The 15742-nt window shown below is 60.2% G+C and carries 12 protein-coding genes and 3 tRNA genes; 12 read left to right on the top strand and 3 right to left on the bottom strand.

The features are described from left to right. The first annotated feature begins 12 nt into the window (after positions 1-12). On the top strand, positions 13-966 hold the full coding sequence (locus HKK52_RS14095) for a hypothetical protein (RefSeq protein WP_169371332.1): 954 nt from the start codon (positions 13-15) through the stop codon (positions 964-966). A 106-nt stretch (positions 967-1072) separates the two neighbouring features. On the opposite strand, the gene dinB is transcribed toward HKK52_RS14095, so the two are convergent. Further along, positions 1073-2134: a DNA polymerase IV gene (gene dinB / locus HKK52_RS14100; RefSeq protein ID WP_169371333.1), complete on the bottom strand. Its 1062-nt coding sequence runs from the start codon at positions 2132-2134 to the stop codon at positions 1073-1075. 300 nt (positions 2135-2434) lie between these two features. Here dinB and HKK52_RS14105 point away from each other — a divergent pair. From HKK52_RS14105 to HKK52_RS14125, 5 genes are all read left to right on the top strand, one after another. Next, positions 2435-2511 (top strand) — tRNA-Met (locus HKK52_RS14105). A gap of 232 nt (positions 2512-2743) precedes the next feature. Beyond that, a tRNA-Met gene (locus HKK52_RS14110) sits at positions 2744-2820 on the top strand. A 230-nt stretch (positions 2821-3050) separates the two neighbouring features. After that, positions 3051-3127: transfer RNA gene (locus HKK52_RS14115), tRNA-Met, on the top strand. 277 nt (positions 3128-3404) lie between these two features. After that, positions 3405-6047 carry a bifunctional lysylphosphatidylglycerol flippase/synthetase MprF gene (mprF, locus tag HKK52_RS14120; protein WP_169371334.1) on the top strand — a complete coding sequence of 881 codons (2643 nt, stop codon included), beginning with the start codon at positions 3405-3407 and terminating at the stop codon, positions 6045-6047. Further along, positions 6047-7345 (top strand): virulence factor family protein, encoded by a 1299-nt coding sequence (locus HKK52_RS14125; RefSeq protein ID WP_169371335.1) that lies wholly within the window; start codon positions 6047-6049, stop codon positions 7343-7345. Before mprF ends, HKK52_RS14125 begins: the two co-directional genes overlap by 1 nt. Before the next feature lie 245 nt (positions 7346-7590). Here the strand turns inward: HKK52_RS14125 and HKK52_RS14130 are convergent, their stop codons facing one another. Continuing rightward, positions 7591-9492 carry a potassium transporter Kup gene (locus tag HKK52_RS14130; protein WP_169371336.1) on the bottom strand — a complete coding sequence of 634 codons (1902 nt, stop codon included), beginning with the start codon at positions 9490-9492 and terminating at the stop codon, positions 7591-7593. Between the two features lie 289 nt (positions 9493-9781). On the opposite strand from HKK52_RS14130, the gene rimO reads away from it, so the two are divergent. The 6 genes from rimO (at position 9782) to tsaA (ending at position 14849) form a co-directional block, all read left to right on the top strand. Further along, positions 9782-11119, top strand: a complete 1338-nt coding sequence (gene rimO, locus HKK52_RS14135; RefSeq protein ID WP_123512023.1) for a 30S ribosomal protein S12 methylthiotransferase RimO — start codon at positions 9782-9784, stop codon at positions 11117-11119. Positions 11120-11231: 112 nt separating this feature from the next. After that, positions 11232-11705: a GNAT family N-acetyltransferase gene (locus HKK52_RS14140; RefSeq protein ID WP_169371337.1), complete on the top strand. Its 474-nt coding sequence runs from the start codon at positions 11232-11234 to the stop codon at positions 11703-11705. A gap of 81 nt (positions 11706-11786) precedes the next feature. After that, positions 11787-12497 carry an rRNA pseudouridine synthase gene (locus tag HKK52_RS14145; RefSeq protein ID WP_169371338.1) on the top strand — a complete coding sequence of 237 codons (711 nt, stop codon included), beginning with the start codon at positions 11787-11789 and terminating at the stop codon, positions 12495-12497. Between the two features lie 74 nt (positions 12498-12571). Then, the gene (locus HKK52_RS14150) at positions 12572-13042 is read left to right on the top strand and encodes a DUF1456 family protein (protein ID WP_054615966.1); all 471 of its coding nucleotides are present in this window, start codon (positions 12572-12574) and stop codon (positions 13040-13042) included. Between the two features lie 168 nt (positions 13043-13210). After that, positions 13211-13981 (top strand): SDR family oxidoreductase, encoded by a 771-nt coding sequence (locus HKK52_RS14155; protein WP_169371339.1) that lies wholly within the window; start codon positions 13211-13213, stop codon positions 13979-13981. Between the two features lie 169 nt (positions 13982-14150). Continuing rightward, the gene (gene tsaA / locus HKK52_RS14160; RefSeq protein WP_169371340.1) at positions 14151-14849 is read left to right on the top strand and encodes a tRNA (N6-threonylcarbamoyladenosine(37)-N6)-methyltransferase TrmO; all 699 of its coding nucleotides are present in this window, start codon (positions 14151-14153) and stop codon (positions 14847-14849) included. Positions 14850-14960: 111 nt separating this feature from the next. Here the strand turns inward: tsaA and fpr are convergent, their stop codons facing one another. Next, positions 14961-15740: a ferredoxin-NADP reductase gene (gene fpr, locus HKK52_RS14165; protein WP_003443014.1), complete on the bottom strand. Its 780-nt coding sequence runs from the start codon at positions 15738-15740 to the stop codon at positions 14961-14963. Between the last annotated feature and the right edge of the window lie 2 nt (positions 15741-15742).

The following is a 15742-nucleotide window of genomic DNA, read 5'->3' on the forward strand; positions in this document are numbered from 1 at the left end:
GATAGAGAAGTCATGTTCAAGCGAAACACCTTAGGCCTCGGTGGTGCCGCCCTGTGCGGCACCCTGCTGGTCAGCGGCTGTGCCAATCAGATGTCACAACGTAGCGAGCACGAGGAACGGGTCGAGCGCAAATTGCTCGATCACAGCCTGCAGATCGATGTCGGTGAGCCCAAGGTACTTGAGCTGCCGCAACGGCGGGTGAAAATCCACGAGCAAAAGACTTTCGAAGTCACCGAATTCGAAGTCACGCGTCACTACGACCGCTACACGCCCTACCAACCCTGGCGGGAGGTCTACGAAATCCCGCTGGGCATGTTGGCCGTGGTGGCCGGTGTCGGCGCAAACGTGGTCAACGTGTTTGCCCTCGGCAACTTGCCGGACAGCGTGACCAAGGATTGGCTGAGCTACGGTGTCGCCGGGATCAACCCGTTCATGAACGTGCAGTCTCACGGTCGCGCCCAGCAAAACCTGGCCGGCATCGATGAAGTCCAGCGCGACAAACGCACGGAATACTCGAGCCTGCCCTGGAGCGAGCGCCCGGTGCAGGTCAAGGCCGGCAAGGAAACCTTCGAGCTGACCACCGACAAGAATGGCGTATTGCGCCTGAACCTGTTGGACAGTCCGTTCGCCGAACATGACATCAACCATCTGAGCCGGCTGTTGATTACCGTCGCAGATGCCCAGGACGATGTGCACACCGACTCGTCCCTGGCGGTCAGCAGCGGCTTGCGTGGCAAGCTGCTCGAAGCCCATGGGCTGATTTACGACGACCTTGAAGACGACGAAGTGAGCCAGTGGGTACACCGGGTCAAACGCTTGTCGGAACTGGGCCTGGAAGAAGAAGCCAGCGAGCTGGAACAGAGCCTGATCGAACTGACGCGCAACGATCCTGAGTTGCAGACCGAATTCCTCAAGTCGTTGACCAGGGATGCCGGGCGATTGGTGGCGGATCCGAACCCGAATTGACAGCAAAAGCTTCGCGGGCAAGCCTCGCTCCTACAGGTATAGATCGTGCGCGATACCTGCAGGAGCGAGGCTTGCCCGCGAAGAGGCCCAGACATTCGCTACAAGACTATCGCTCAAACAACTCCATCTGCTCAAACCCGCCCCGCAAATCCTCCAGCCGCACCCCGACCCCCAACAACCGCACCGGTTTACCGCCGCGATTGAACGCCTGGGTCAACAACAACTGATAACTCCCCAGATCCCGCCCGGCCCCGGCCTGTTCCAGCGTGGTTTGAGTGAAGTCATGGAATTTCACTTTGACGAACGGCTTGCCCGGCCGATAGCTGCTGTCGATCCGCGCCATGCGCCCGGCGAGGGTTTCCAGTAATTCAGGCAGTTTATCCAGGCAACTCACCAGATCCGGCAGATCGACGTCGTAGGTATTTTCGACACTGATGGATTGCCGACGGTTGTCGTTGTGCACCAGCCGCTCATCGATCCCACGGGCCAGGCTCCAGAGTCGCTCACCGAAACTGCCGAATTCACGCACCAGCGCCAACTTGTTCCACTCGCGCAGTTGCGAACAATCAACGATGCCGAGCCTGCCGAGCTTGTCGGCGGTGACCTTGCCCACGCCGTGCAGCTTGCTCACCGGCAATCCGCTGACGAAGTCTTCCACCTGGTCCGGGGTGATGACGAACAAGCCGTTGGGCTTCTTCCAGTCACTGGCGATCTTGGCCAGAAACTTGTTCGGCGCCACACCCGCCGAGACCGTGATGTGCAACTGATTGGACACGCGACGGCGGATATCCTGGGCAATGCGCGTGGCGCTGCCGCCAAAATGCGCGCTGTCCGACACGTCCAGATAGGCCTCATCGAGGGAAAGTGGCTCGATCAGGTCGGTGTAATCGCTGAAAATCGTCTGAATTTCCTTCGACGCTTCCCTATAGGCGTCCATCCGCGGCTTGACGATGGTCAGGTCCGGACACAGCTTCAAGGCATGCCCGGAAGACATCGCCGAACGCACGCCGTAGGCCCGCGCTTCATAATTACAGGTGGCAATCACCCCACGCCGGTCCGCCGACCCACCCACTGCCAGTGGCTTGCCAGCCAGGCGCGGGTCATCACGCATCTCGATAGCCGCGTAGAAACAGTCGCAATCGACGTGGATGATTTTGCGTTGGGTCATATAGAAGCGGTGTTCATGGCAAGGAAATGACGTAATGACGAGCCGGACCGGCAGTATCTCACTGACACCTGTATATAGCACCAGTACTCTGAATGTTCTTTTCCCCCGTAGGAAAAGTACCAGCTGAATTTATTTTTTCAATCGTCAAGCCTCACCCGATAGAGCTTAAAGCCTTGCCATACCGACCTTGCAGCCAATCACCCAGCTCTAATTTCAAGCTAAGCGATTGAACGGGAAGAGGTTTTCTCTGAGTTGAAGGTTGACAGATCGCCGATCCTCTGTAGAATGCCGACACACAGACGCGGGATGGAGCAGTCTGGTAGCTCGTCGGGCTCATAACCCGAAGGTCGTCGGTTCAAATCCGGCTCCCGCAACCAAACATCAAAAAAGGCTACTCGAAAGAGTGGCCTTTTTTGTGCGCGTCGCTTTTGTAAATACTAGATAGGAAAGAGCGGGTAACGGCTGACGGTGCAGAAACGAGAAATCGTTCCGATTCCACAACTTAAGTCTCCCTCACGACCGTTCGCCGCTCAATTTACACTTATTTGACCCTATTCAGGATTAACGGTGGACACTCAGGCGTTCGCCTGTAGAATGCCGCCACACAGACGCGGGATGGAGCAGTCTGGTAGCTCGTCGGGCTCATAACCCGAAGGTCGTCGGTTCAAATCCGGCTCCCGCAACCAAACATCAAGAAAGGCTACTCGAAAGAGTGGCCTTTTTTGTGCGCGTCTCTTTTATAAATTTGAATAGAAGCGAGCAAGTAACGGCTGACGACGCAAAAACAAGAAATCGTTCCTATTCCGAAACTTAGGCCTCCCCCGTAACCGTTCGCCGCTCACTTACGCTTATTTGACCCTATTCAGGATTAACGGTTGACACTCTGTCGTTCGCCTGTAGAATGCCGCCACACAGACGCGGGATGGAGCAGTCTGGTAGCTCGTCGGGCTCATAACCCGAAGGTCGTCGGTTCAAATCCGGCTCCCGCAACCAAACATCAAAAAAGGCTGCTCGAAAGAGTGGCCTTTTTTGTATCTGTCGAAAAAGTCCTTTCGCAACAATGATCTGTCACTGTGCAGCGAACCGTTCAGGATCACCCAGACGCTGAGTTCAGACTATGCTCTGTGCCAGGCAGGCCCTGTACGACCGATGACGCGCCATCGCCTCGAACCGGCGAGAAGCGTTAATATTTGTGATTATTTTTTTCTACAGGGATTGGTAACTTGGCTCGATACCTCCATCCTGTCGCGCACAATCCAAGAGGTGATTGATGCGCGCCAACTCGTCTGATCCACAAGACACCGTAACAGCGACACAACCTATCAAGGCCGAGCGTTTGCGCCTGCTTGATCTGGTCAGCAAATACCGCCAACCCCTTGGTCTTGCGGTCACCTTGTTGTTGTTCGCTATCGCGCTGATTGCCTGTCGCCATCTATTAAGCGAACTCGATCTGTATGCGCTCCACGATTCGATCCTGGACGTGCCAAAACCGGCATTGATCGGCGCATTCGGTGCGACCGTCGTCGGTTTCATTATCTTGCTGGGCTACGAATGGTCCGCCAGCCGCTATGCCGGCGTGACCCTGGCGCCACGAACCCTGGCGCTGGGTGGCTTTACCGCCTTCGCCATCGGCAACGCTATCGGGCTGTCGATGCTGTCGGGCGGTTCGGTTCGCTATCGTTTATATGCACGTCATGGCCTGGGCGCTTCAGACGTTGCCCACATGACGCTGTTCGCCAGCCTTTCGCTCGGCTGCGCCCTGCCCCCGCTGGCGGCACTGGCGACCCTGAGCAACCTGCCCGCCGCCTCCGCCGCACTGGGCCTCTCCGAGACCTTGCTGGGCTTGATTGCCGCGGCAGTGCTGTTGCTCACCACGGTACTGGCCATCGGCATCTATCGCCGTCGCCTGCCGGAGCAGCCTTACCCGGACAACCTGCTGGTCAAGGCCGGACGCCGCACGCTGCGCCTGCCGGGCCGACGCCTGACGTTCCTGCAACTGGTCATCACCGCCCTGGACGTGGCCGCCGCCGCGACCGTGCTCTATCTGTTGCTGCCGGAAGCACCGCCCTTTGGCGCTTTCCTGCTGATTTATCTGTTGGCCCTGGCCGCCGGCGTGCTCAGCCATGTGCCCGGCGGGGTCGGGGTATTCGAAGCGATCCTGCTGGCCGCGTTCGCCGACACCCTCGGCGCCGCGCCACTGGCCGCGGCCCTGCTGCTGTATCGTCTGATTTATGTGGTGCTGCCATTATTGGTGGCCTGCGTGTTCCTGCTGATCAACGAAGGCCAGCGCCTGTTCCAGTCCCGTCAGTCACTGCGGGCGGCCTCAGGTCTGGCAGCGCCGATTCTGGCGCTGCTGGTGTTCCTGTCCGGCGTGGTGCTGCTGTTCTCCGGCGCGACGCCGGAAATTGATACGCGCCTGGAGCACATCGGCTTTCTGATTCCCCATCGCCTGGTTGACGCCTCGCACTTCGGCGCCAGCCTGATCGGCGTGCTGTGCCTGTTGCTGGCTCAGGGCCTGCGTCGTCGACTGTCGGCCGCGTGGATGCTGACCACCATTCTGTTGCTGGTCGGCGCCCTGCTCTCGCTGCTCAAGGGTTTCGACTGGGAAGAAGCCTGCCTGATGACCCTGACGGCGAGCCTGCTCGGGGTATTCCGCAGCTCGTTCTATCGCGCCAGTCGCCTGACCGAACTGCCGTTCTCGCCGCTGTATCTGGTCGCCAGCCTGTGCGTTCTCGCCGCGTCGATGTGGCTGCTGCTGTTTGCCTATCAGGACGTTCCGTACAGTCACCAACTGTGGTGGCAGTTCACCCTCGACGCCGATGCGCCGCGTGGCTTGCGTTCACTGCTGGGCGCTGCCGTATTGCTGGTGGTGGTTTCGCTGACCTGGCTGCTGCGCACCGCGCGCCCGATCATTCACCTGCCGACACCGGACGAACTGGATCGCGCGGTAAAGATCCTCATGGCTTCGGCCCAACCGGACGGTGGCCTCGCGCTGACCGGTGACAAGGCGTTGCTGTTTCACCCCAACGACGAGGCGTTCCTGATGTACGCCCGCCGTGGCCGCAGCCTGGTGGCGCTGTACGACCCGATCGGCCCGACCCAGCAACGGGCGGAGATGATCTGGCAGTTCCGCGACCTCTGCGACATCCACCACGCCCGCCCCGTGTTCTATCAAGTGCGCGCCGAGAACCTGCCGTATTACATGGACATCGGCCTGACCGCGATCAAGCTCGGCGAAGAAGCCCGGGTTGATCTGCATCGCTTTGATCTCGAAGCCAAGGGCAAAGAGATGAAAGACCTGCGCTACACCTGGAACCGCGGCACCCGTGACGGTCTATCGCTGGAGATCCACGAGCCGGGCCACGCGCCGATGGATGAGCTCAAGGTGATTTCCGATGCCTGGCTGACCGGCAAGAACGTGCGCGAGAAAGGCTTCTCCCTCGGCCGTTTCAGCGATGACTACCTCAAGCATTTCCGCGTCGCGGTGATTCGTTTTGAGGGACGCCCGGTGGCGTTCGCCAACTTGCTCGAGACCTATGGCCATGACCTGGCCAGCCTCGACCTGATGCGCGCGCACCCGGACGCCCCGAAGCTGACCATGGAGTTCATGATGGTCGGCCTGATTCAACATTATAAAAATCATGGATACGCCAAGTTCAGCCTGGGCATGGTGCCACTGTCGGGTCTACAACCCCGTCGCGGCGCGCCGCTGACCCAGCGCCTGGGCTCGATGGTCTTCCGCCGTGGTGAGCAGCTCTACAACTTCCAAGGCTTGCGCCGCTTCAAAGACAAATTCCAGCCTGACTGGGAACCCCGTTATATGGCCGTGCCCGCCGGACTCGATCCGCTGGTTGCCCTGGCCGATACTGCTGCCCTGATTGCGGGCGGCTTGACTGGATTGGTGAAACGCTGATGATTCAACGCTCCTTGCGGTACGTACTGGCCACACTGGTAGTGCTGGCCCTGATTGTCGGTGGCGGCTACTGGTACATGAAACGCCCGGCACCCGAACCGACTCTCGAACTGCTGACCCCGGCTGATGGCGCCGCCATGACCCGGGTGATTCCCGGCACGACGCCAAAGGCTCAGGTGCTGGTGGCGGTCACTGCCGAACAGAAACTCAATGACCAGCAACTGAAATCCCTGAGCCGCAGCGCTTCGGCGCAGATCGTCCAGGTGATCCTGCCCAAAGACTGCCTGTTGCAAAGCCGTGCCCTGCAATCGGGTCTGCGCGAGCTGAAAGGCCCGGCGACCCTGGTCAGCGGCATCGGCCCTGGCGCCGTGCTGGCCTGGCGCTGGTTGTCCGAGCAGAAGGACGACAAGGCTCAGGCCGTGTCGGTAGACCTGGCCCTGGAAAAACCCGGCTGCACTCACCTGCTGCCAAAAAGCGCCGCCCACGGCCACTGGCTGGTGGCCTGGAACGACAACCCGGACGACGCCAGCGCAGGCTTCGTGCGTGATCAACCGAACGCCGAAACCAGCATCAGCGACTACGACATCAACCTGCCGCAAGTGCTGAACAACGAACTGCGCAAGATCCTCGTCGGTGGCGACAAAGCCGCGGGCGGCCTGCAAATTCCAGTGGTTGAAGTCCCGGCCGGCCAAGCCAAGGACACCGTGACCCTATTCCTCTCCGGTGACGGCGGCTGGCGCGACCTCGACCGCGACGTGGCGGGCGAGATGGCGAAGATCGGCTACCCAGTGGTCGGCATCGACACCCTGCGCTACTACTGGCAGCACAAGAGCCCGGAGCAAAGCGCCCTGGACCTCGCCGAGCTGATGCAACACTACCGCCAGAAATGGGGCACCAAGCGCTTCATCCTGACCGGTTACTCGTTCGGCGCTGACGTATTGCCAGCGATCTACAACCGCTTGGCGGAATCGGAACAGCAACGGGTCGACGCCATCATCCTGCTGGCCTTCGCCCGCACCGGCAGCTTCGAAATCGAAGTCGAAGGCTGGCTCGGCAACGCCGGCAAAGAAGCCGCCACCGGCCCGGAAATGGCCAAGCTGCCGCCGGAAAAAGTGGTGTGCATCTACGGCGAAGAAGAAGTCGACGAGAGTGGTTGCACCGACAAGACCGCTGTCGGCGAAGCCATGAAACTGCCTGGCGGCCACCACTTCGACGAGAACTACCCGGCGCTGGCACAGCGCTTGGTGGACATCATCGTCAAGCGCCAGGCCAAGGAAGAGGCGACGGCGCAGGAGTGATCTGAGCCCCGCTGAACGAAAAAGCCCCCGCAGCCTGATGGTTGTGGGGGCTTTTTTATGAGCAAGATCAAAAGATCGCATCCTTCGATAGCTCCTACAAGGTGTACCACGATCCATCTTAGGAGCTGCCGAAGGCTGCGATCTTGGCGGGTGATGCCACGACCTCCATCTCAAGCCTCAATAGAAGGCCACAAAAAAGCCCCCGCCAGCCGCAAGGCTAACGGGGGCTTTTTGATTACGCCAGGTTACATCTCCACCTGCGTCCCCAACTCAATCACCCGGTTCAGCGGCAAATTGAAGAACCGCAAATTACCGTTGGCATTCTGCAACATGAACGCAAACAACGCCTCGCGCCAGCGGGCCATGCCTTCGAGTTTGGAGGCGATGACGGTTTCGCGGCTGAGGAAGTAGGTGGTGCGCATCGGGCTGAAGTCCAGGTCGTCGAGATGACACAGCTTCAGCGCTTGCGGCACGTCCGGTTCGTCGACGAAGCCGAAGTGCAGGATGACCCGGAAGAAGCCTTCGCCGTAGGAATCCACCTCGAAACGCCGGGATGCCGGAACCCGCGGGATGTCTTCGTACACCACGGTCAACAGCACCACTTGTTCGTGCAGCACCTGGTTATGCAATAGGTTGTGCAACAACGCGTGGGGCACGGCGTCCGGGCGCGCGGTGAGGAACACGGCGGTGCCCTGGACGCGATGCGGCGGTTGCACGCGAATACTGCTGATGAAGATCGGCAGCGGCAACCCGCCTTCGTCGAGGCGTTCGACCAGCAGTTGCTTGCCGCGTTTCCAGGTGGTCATCAGCACGAACAGCACGATGCCGGCGATCACCGGGAACGCCCCGCCCTGAATGATCTTCGGCACGTTGGCGGCGAAGTACAGACCGTCTACCAACAGGAAACCGAACAACAGCGGCACCGCAAGGATCGGCGGCCATTTCCACAGCAGCAGGATCACCGCCGACACCAGAATGGTGGTCATCAGCATGGTGCCCGTCACCGCGACACCGTAGGCCGAGGCCAGGGCGCCGGAGGATTCGAAGCCCAGCACCAGCAGAATCACACCGACCATCAGCGACCAGTTCACCGCGCCAATGTAGATCTGGCCCTGTTCGGCACTGGAGGTGTGCTGGATGTGCATCCGCGGAATATAGCCGAGCTGGATCGCCTGACGGGTCAGGGAGAACGCACCGGAAATCACCGCTTGCGAGGCAATCACCGTGGCCAGGGTCGACAAGCCGACCAGCGGGATCAACGCCCAGCTCGGCGCCAGCAGGTAGAACGGGTTACGCGCGGCTTCCGGGTCCCCCAGCAGCAAGGCACCCTGGCCGAAGTAATTCAGCACCAGCGCCGGCAGCACCAGGATGAACCAGGCACGGGCAATCGGCTTGCGGCCGAAGTGGCCCATGTCGGCGTACAGCGCTTCGGCGCCGGTCAACGCCAGCACCACCGCACCAAGGATCGCAACGCCCATGCCCGGGTGCACGATGAAGAAGCGCACGCCCCACACCGGGTTCATCGCTTGCAACACTTCCGGGTGCTGCAGGATGCCGTAGACGCCCAGGGCACCGAGCACGACAAACCAGGTCACCATGATTGGCCCGAACAGAATGCCGATGCGCGCGGTGCCGTGACGCTGAATCAGGAACAGCGCTACCAGCACCACCAGCGACAGCGGCACGACCCAATGGTCGATCCCCTCGAATGCCAGTCCCAGCCCCTCAATGGCCGAGAGTACGGAAATGGCCGGGGTAATCATGCTGTCGCCGTAGAACAGCGCCGCACCGATCAGCCCACAGACCACCAGAATGGTCCGCAACTTCGGATGCCCCGCCGCAGCCCGTCGAGCCAGCGCCGTCAGGGCCATGATCCCGCCTTCGCCCTGGTTGTCGGCGCGCAGCACGAACATCATGTATTTGATCGAGACAACCCAAATCAGCGACCAGAAGATCAGCGCCAGGATGCCCAACACGCCGTCATGGTTAACCGGTACGCCATAGGCACCGGAGAACACTTCCTTAAGGGTGTACAGCGGGCTCGTGCCGATATCGCCATAAACCACCCCGACCGCCGCGACCAGCATGCCGATCGGTTTTGCTGCCGAATGCTCGCCGCCCGCCGTCTGACTACTTGCCTGCCCCATCCAAAAACTCCTACTACTCAGACCCGGACTTCTTATAAGAAGCACTATGCTTTGCCGTGCAGCATGCGCTGTTTTACTTCAGGTTACAGACGATTTGTTGACTGTAAAAAATCGGTAAAGCGTACCGGCGCGAAGCATAGCGCAGCACTCGTCGCATTTCCCTCATAAAGCTGGTCAAGTGCGCGTCTCGTCGCTAGAATTGCGCACTTTTTGATCAGAGGCACACCAAGTGCCCGTCTGTCGCCTTGCCGACTTCGGCTGGAGGCGTCAACAAATACCGAGGTTAGACATGTCCACCACTCCCGCCACGGCCAATCCAAAGGTTGGCTTCGTATCCCTGGGTTGCCCCAAAGCCCTGGTCGACTCCGAGCGCATCCTTACCCAGCTGCGCATGGAAGGCTATGACGTTGTGTCCACTTACGAGGACGCCGATGTCGTGGTGGTCAACACCTGCGGTTTCATCGACTCGGCCAAGGCTGAATCTTTGGAAGTGATCGGCGAAGCCATCAAGGAAAACGGCAAGGTCATCGTCACCGGCTGCATGGGCGTCGAAGAAGGCAATATTCGCAAAGTGCACCCGAGCGTGCTGGCCGTGACCGGTCCGCAGCAGTACGAGCAAGTGGTCAACGCCGTGCACGATGCCGTGCCGCCGCGCCAGGATCACAACCCGCTGATCGACCTGGTGCCGCCGCAAGGCATCAAGCTGACTCCGCGCCACTACGCGTACCTGAAGATTTCCGAAGGCTGTAACCACAGCTGCAGCTTCTGCATCATCCCGTCGATGCGCGGCAAACTGGTCAGCCGTCCGGTCGGTGACGTGCTCGACGAAGCCCAGCGCCTGGTCAAGGCCGGCGTCAAAGAGCTGTTGGTGATCTCGCAAGACACCAGCGCCTACGGCGTCGACGTGAAATACCGCACCGGTTTCTGGAACGGCGCGCCGGTGAAAACCCGCATGACCGAACTCTGCGAAGCCCTGAGTTCCCTCGGTGTCTGGGTTCGCCTGCACTACGTTTACCCGTACCCGCACGTCGACGAGCTGATCCCGCTGATGGCCGCCGGCAAGATCCTGCCGTACCTGGACATCCCGTTCCAGCACGCCAGCCCGAAAGTCCTGAAAGCCATGAAACGCCCGGCTTTCGAAGACAAGACCCTGGCGCGGATCAAGAACTGGCGCGAAATCTGCCCGGACCTGATCATTCGTTCGACCTTCATCGTCGGCTTCCCAGGCGAAACCGAAGAAGACTTCCAGTACCTGCTGAACTGGCTGACCGAAGCGCAGCTCGATCGCGTCGGCTGCTTCCAGTACTCGCCGGTTGAAGGCGCACCGGCCAACCTGCTGGACGCGGCCATCGTGCCGGACGACGTCAAGCAAGACCGTTGGGACCGTTTCATGGCGCACCAGCAAGCCATCAGCTCGGCACGCCTGCAACTGCGCGTCGGCCGTGAAATCGAAGTGCTGGTCGATGAAGTCGACGAGCAAGGCGCCGTTGGCCGCTGCTTCTTCGATGCCCCGGAAATCGACGGCAACGTATTCATCGACAACGGCAGCAACTTGAAGCCAGGCGACAAAGTCTGGTGCAAAGTGACCGACGCCGACGAATACGACCTGTGGGCTGAACAGATCTAAACGCAAAAAATACGAAAAGCCCCGCTCTCTTGACGAGATGCGGGGCTTTTTTACGTCTATCGTTTTGTGGAGAACGGATTCGCATCATTCACCCCATGAGAGGCAGGCGGGCATGCGCCACCATTCAGTCATCCACACACCGAAACAGAGTGATTACGAAGAACTCACCCGGGTCTGGGAGGCTTCGGTGCGCGCCACCCATGACTTTCTGCCGGACAGCTACATCGACCTGCTAAAGAACCTGGTGCTGACCCGCTACCTCGACGCGGTGATGCTGATCTGCACCAAAGACCCGCGCCAGCGCATTACCGGATTTGCCGGCGTGGCGGCGGGCAAGATCGAAATGCTCTTTATCGACCCGGCCCATCGCGGCCAGGGCCTGGGCAAACAGTTGCTGCGCTATGCCCTGGAACACCTGCACGCCGATGAGCTGGACGTCAACGAACAGAACCCGCAGGCGCTGGGGTTTTACTTCAAACAGGGGTTCGAGGTGATCGGTCGTTCCGAGCATGACGGCATGGGTCAGCCTTATCCGCTGCTGCACATGCGCATGAAACAGGCGAATCAGCGCGCTCGACGCGGCTAAAAGCCACATGGCGTAAATGGACCCGCGATTAACCGGCGTCCAGCAGGTACAATGCCCACCCCTTTTTGTTACGGCCCTGTCATGACTGACCCGATTCGTCTCTCCAAACGCCTCATCGAACTCGTCGGCTGTTCCCGTCGGGAGGCTGAGCTGTTCATCGAGGGCGGCTGGGTCACCGTGGACGGCGAAGTCATCGACGAGCCGCAGTTCAAGGTCGAGAACCAGAAAGTCGAGCTCGACCCGGAGGCCAAGGCCACCGCGCCAGAGCCGGTGACCATTCTGTTCAACGTGCCCGTAGGCATGGACGCAGACACCGCGATGGCGAGCATCAGCGCCGAGACCCTGAGCGAAGAACACCGCTTCAGCAAACGCCCGCTCAAGGGCCACTTCCTGCGCCTGACCGCCAGCACCGACCTGCAGGCCAACGCCAGCGGTCTGCTGGTGTTCACCCAGGACTGGAAGATCCTGCGCAAGCTGACGGCCGACTCCGCCAAGATCGAGCAGGAGTATGTGGTCGAGGTTGAAGGCGACATGGTCGCTCACGGCCTCAACCGCCTGAACCATGGCCTGACTTACAAGGGTAAGGAACTGCCGGCGGTCAAAGCCAGCTGGCAGAACGAAAACCGTCTGCGCTTTGCGATGAAGAACCCACAACCGGGCGTGATCGCCCTGTTCTGCCAGGCCGTGGGCCTGAAGGTCGTCGCCATCCGCCGCATTCGCATCGGCGGCGTGTCCATCGGCAAAGTGCCGCTGGGGCAATGGCGCTACCTGTCCGGCAAAGAGAAGTTCTAAGACTTTTCACGCCGCCCTACATTTCGGCGCCGCTGCTTATGCGGCGCCCACTGCCGATATCAGGATTGCACACCATGATTCATAACGACGTACTGCGCAGCGTGCGCTACATGCTCGACATCAGCGACAAGAAAGTCATCGAGATCATCAAGACCGGCGGCATGGACGTGTCCATGGAAGACCTGCTGACCTACCTCGACAAGAAAGAGGAAGACGAAGAAGGCTTCGTGCGCTGCCCGGACGAAGTCATGGCGCACTTCCTCGATGGCCTGGTGATCTTCAAGCGCGGCAAGGACGAAAGCCGTCCGCCGCAGCCGATCGAAACCCCGGTGACCAACAACATCATCCTGAAGAAACTGCGCGTGGCCTTCGAACTGAAAGAAGACGACATGCACGCCATCCTCAAGGCTTCCGAGTTCCCGGTGTCCAAGCCTGAGCTGAGCGCGCTGTTCCGCAAGTTCGGCCACACCAACTACCGCACCTGTGGCGACCAGTTGCTGCGCAACTTCCTCAAGGGCCTGACCCTGCGCGTTCGTCCGCAGTAAGTCCATCGCCCCGTAGGAACAAAGCTAGCTCGCGATGGCGTTTTCGAAATCGCCATCGCGAGCAAGCTTTGCTCCTACAAATAGAGCTTCATTCCTCGCAAAAATAGTGGCTCCGCTCCCGGCGGCTGACGACTAGGGTGTATTGACCCTCAGCTCTCAGGATTCGCCATGCACCCGTACTTTTCCCTGCAAGGCCGCACCGCCCTGGTGACCGGTGGCACCCGTGGTATCGGCAAAATGATCGCCAAGGCTTATGTCGAGGCCGGCGCGACCGTGTACGTCTGCGCCCGGGATGCCGAGGCCTGCCTGCAAACCGCCGAAGAGCTGAGTGACATCGGGCGCTGCCACGGGATCGCGGCGAATCTGGCCACCGAAGAAGGCGTGCTGCAATTGGCGACGCGTCTGGCTGAACAGATCGATCACCTGGATATCCTGGTGAACAACGCCGGCACCACCTGGGGCGCGCCGCTGGAAAGCTATCCGGTCAAGGGTTGGGAGAAGGTCATGCAGTTGAACGTGACGTCGGTGTTCAACTGCATCCAGCAGTTTTTGCCGCTGTTGCGCAAAGCAGGTTCCGAAGCCAATCCCGCGCGAATCATCAACATCGGTTCGGTGGCGGGGATTTCGTCCTTTGGCGAGCAGGCGTATGCCTACGGCCCGAGCAAGGCGGCCCTGCATCAATTGTCGCGGATCCTCGCACGAGAACTGGTGAGCCAGCACATCAACGTCAACGTGATCGCGCCGGGGCGCTTCCCGAGCAAGATGACCCAGCACATTGGTAACGATGAGCAGGCGCTGGCGGAGGATACGGCGCTGATTCCGATGAAGCGCTGGGGCCGGGAGGAAGAGATGGCGGCGCTGGCGATCAGTCTGGCGAGTACGGCCGGGGCGTATATGACGGGAAACATCATTCCGCTGGATGGTGGGTTCAGCCTCTAGATCGCCTCCCCATGATCGTTCCCACGCTCCGCGTGGGAATGCAGCCCGGGACGCTCCGCGTCCCAAAAGCGGACGCAGAGCGTCATTTGAGGCATTCCCACGCAGAGCGTGGGAACGATCATGGGGTGGGTTATCATGCCCGCCCTGATCCCGCTTCGACCCCAATACCATGACCTACAGCGTTTCCCCCATCGGCTTCGTGCGCTCCTGCTTCAAGGAGAAATTCGCCATCCCGCGCCAACCGCAACTGGCCCCGGCCGCTCGCGGTGTGCTGGAGCTGGTGGCGCCGTTCGATCAGGGCGATGCGGTGCAGGGACTGGAGCAGATCAGCCACGTCTGGCTGCTGTTCCTGTTTCACCAGGCCCTGGAAGAAAAGCCACGCCTGAAAGTCCGCCCTCCTCGTCTGGGCGGTAACAAATCCATGGGCGTGTTCGCCACTCGTGCGACCCATCGGCCCAATGGCATCGGCCAATCCGTGGTGAAGCTAGACAAGGTTGAAGCCAATCGCCTGTGGATATCCGGCATCGACCTGCTGGACGGCACGCCGATTCTCGACATCAAACCCTACGTGCCTTACGCCGACATCATCGACAGCGCCTCCAACAGCATCGCTAGCGCCGCGCCGCAGTTGATTCCCGTGCAGTGGACGGACTCAGCGTTGCAACAGGCTCACGACCATGCTCAGCGCCTCGAAGAGCCGTTGGTGGAATTGATCGAGCAGTGCCTGGCACAAGACCCACGTCCGGCGTACCAGGTTCCTACACCTGAACGGGAATACGGTGCGCAGTTCTGGGACCTGGACGTGCGTTGGCACTATCCCGAGGCGGGTGTGATCCGAGTCCTTGAAGTCATCCCCGCGAACGTCTGAATACCAGAAACGAAAAAGCCCGCGCTGCCTTTACAGGCAACGCGGGCTGATCGTTCCCACGCTCTGCGTGGGAATGCATCCAGTGACGCTCTGCGTCACCCTGACAAACGCTTACTTCTCGACGAACGCACGCTCGATCAGGTAATCACCCGGCTCGCGCATCCGCGGCGAAACTTTCAGGCCGAAGCTGTTCAACACTTCGCTGGTCTCGTCGAGCATGCTCGGGCTGCCGCACAGCATGGCGCGGTCGTCTTGCGGGTTGATCGGTGGCAGGCCGATGTCGCTGAACAGCTTGCCGCTGCGCATCAGGTCGGTCAGGCGACCTTCGTTCTCGAACGGCTCGCGGGTCACGGTCGGGTAGTAGATCAACTTGTCACGCAGGGCCTCGCCGAAGAACTCGTTCTGCGGCAGGTGCTCGGTGATGAATTCGCGGTAGGCGACTTCGTTGACGTAACGCACGCCGTGGCACAGGATCACTTTTTCGAAACGCTCGTAGGTTTCCGGGTCCTGAATGACGCTCATGAAGGGCGCCAGACCGGTACCGGTGCTGAGCAGGTACAAATGTTTTCCAGGCTTCAAGTCATCCAGCACCAGCGTGCCGGTAGGCTTCTTGCTGATGATGATCTCGTCGCCTTCCTTCAGATGCTGCAACTGGGAAGTCAGCGGGCCATCAGGCACCTTGATGCTGAAGAACTCGAGATGCTCTTCCCAGTTCGGGCTGGCAATCGAGTAAGCGCGCATAAGCGGGCGGCCATTGGGCTGTTGCAGGCCGATCATCACGAACTGACCGTTCTCGAAGCGCAGGCCCGGATCACGGGTGCACTTGAAGCTGAACAGAGTGTCGTTCCAGTGGTGAACACTGAGGACACGCTCGTGGTTCATGTTGCTCATGT

The organism is Pseudomonas sp. ADAK2 (genome assembly GCF_012935755.1).
GTDB lineage: Bacteria > Pseudomonadota > Gammaproteobacteria > Pseudomonadales > Pseudomonadaceae > Aquipseudomonas.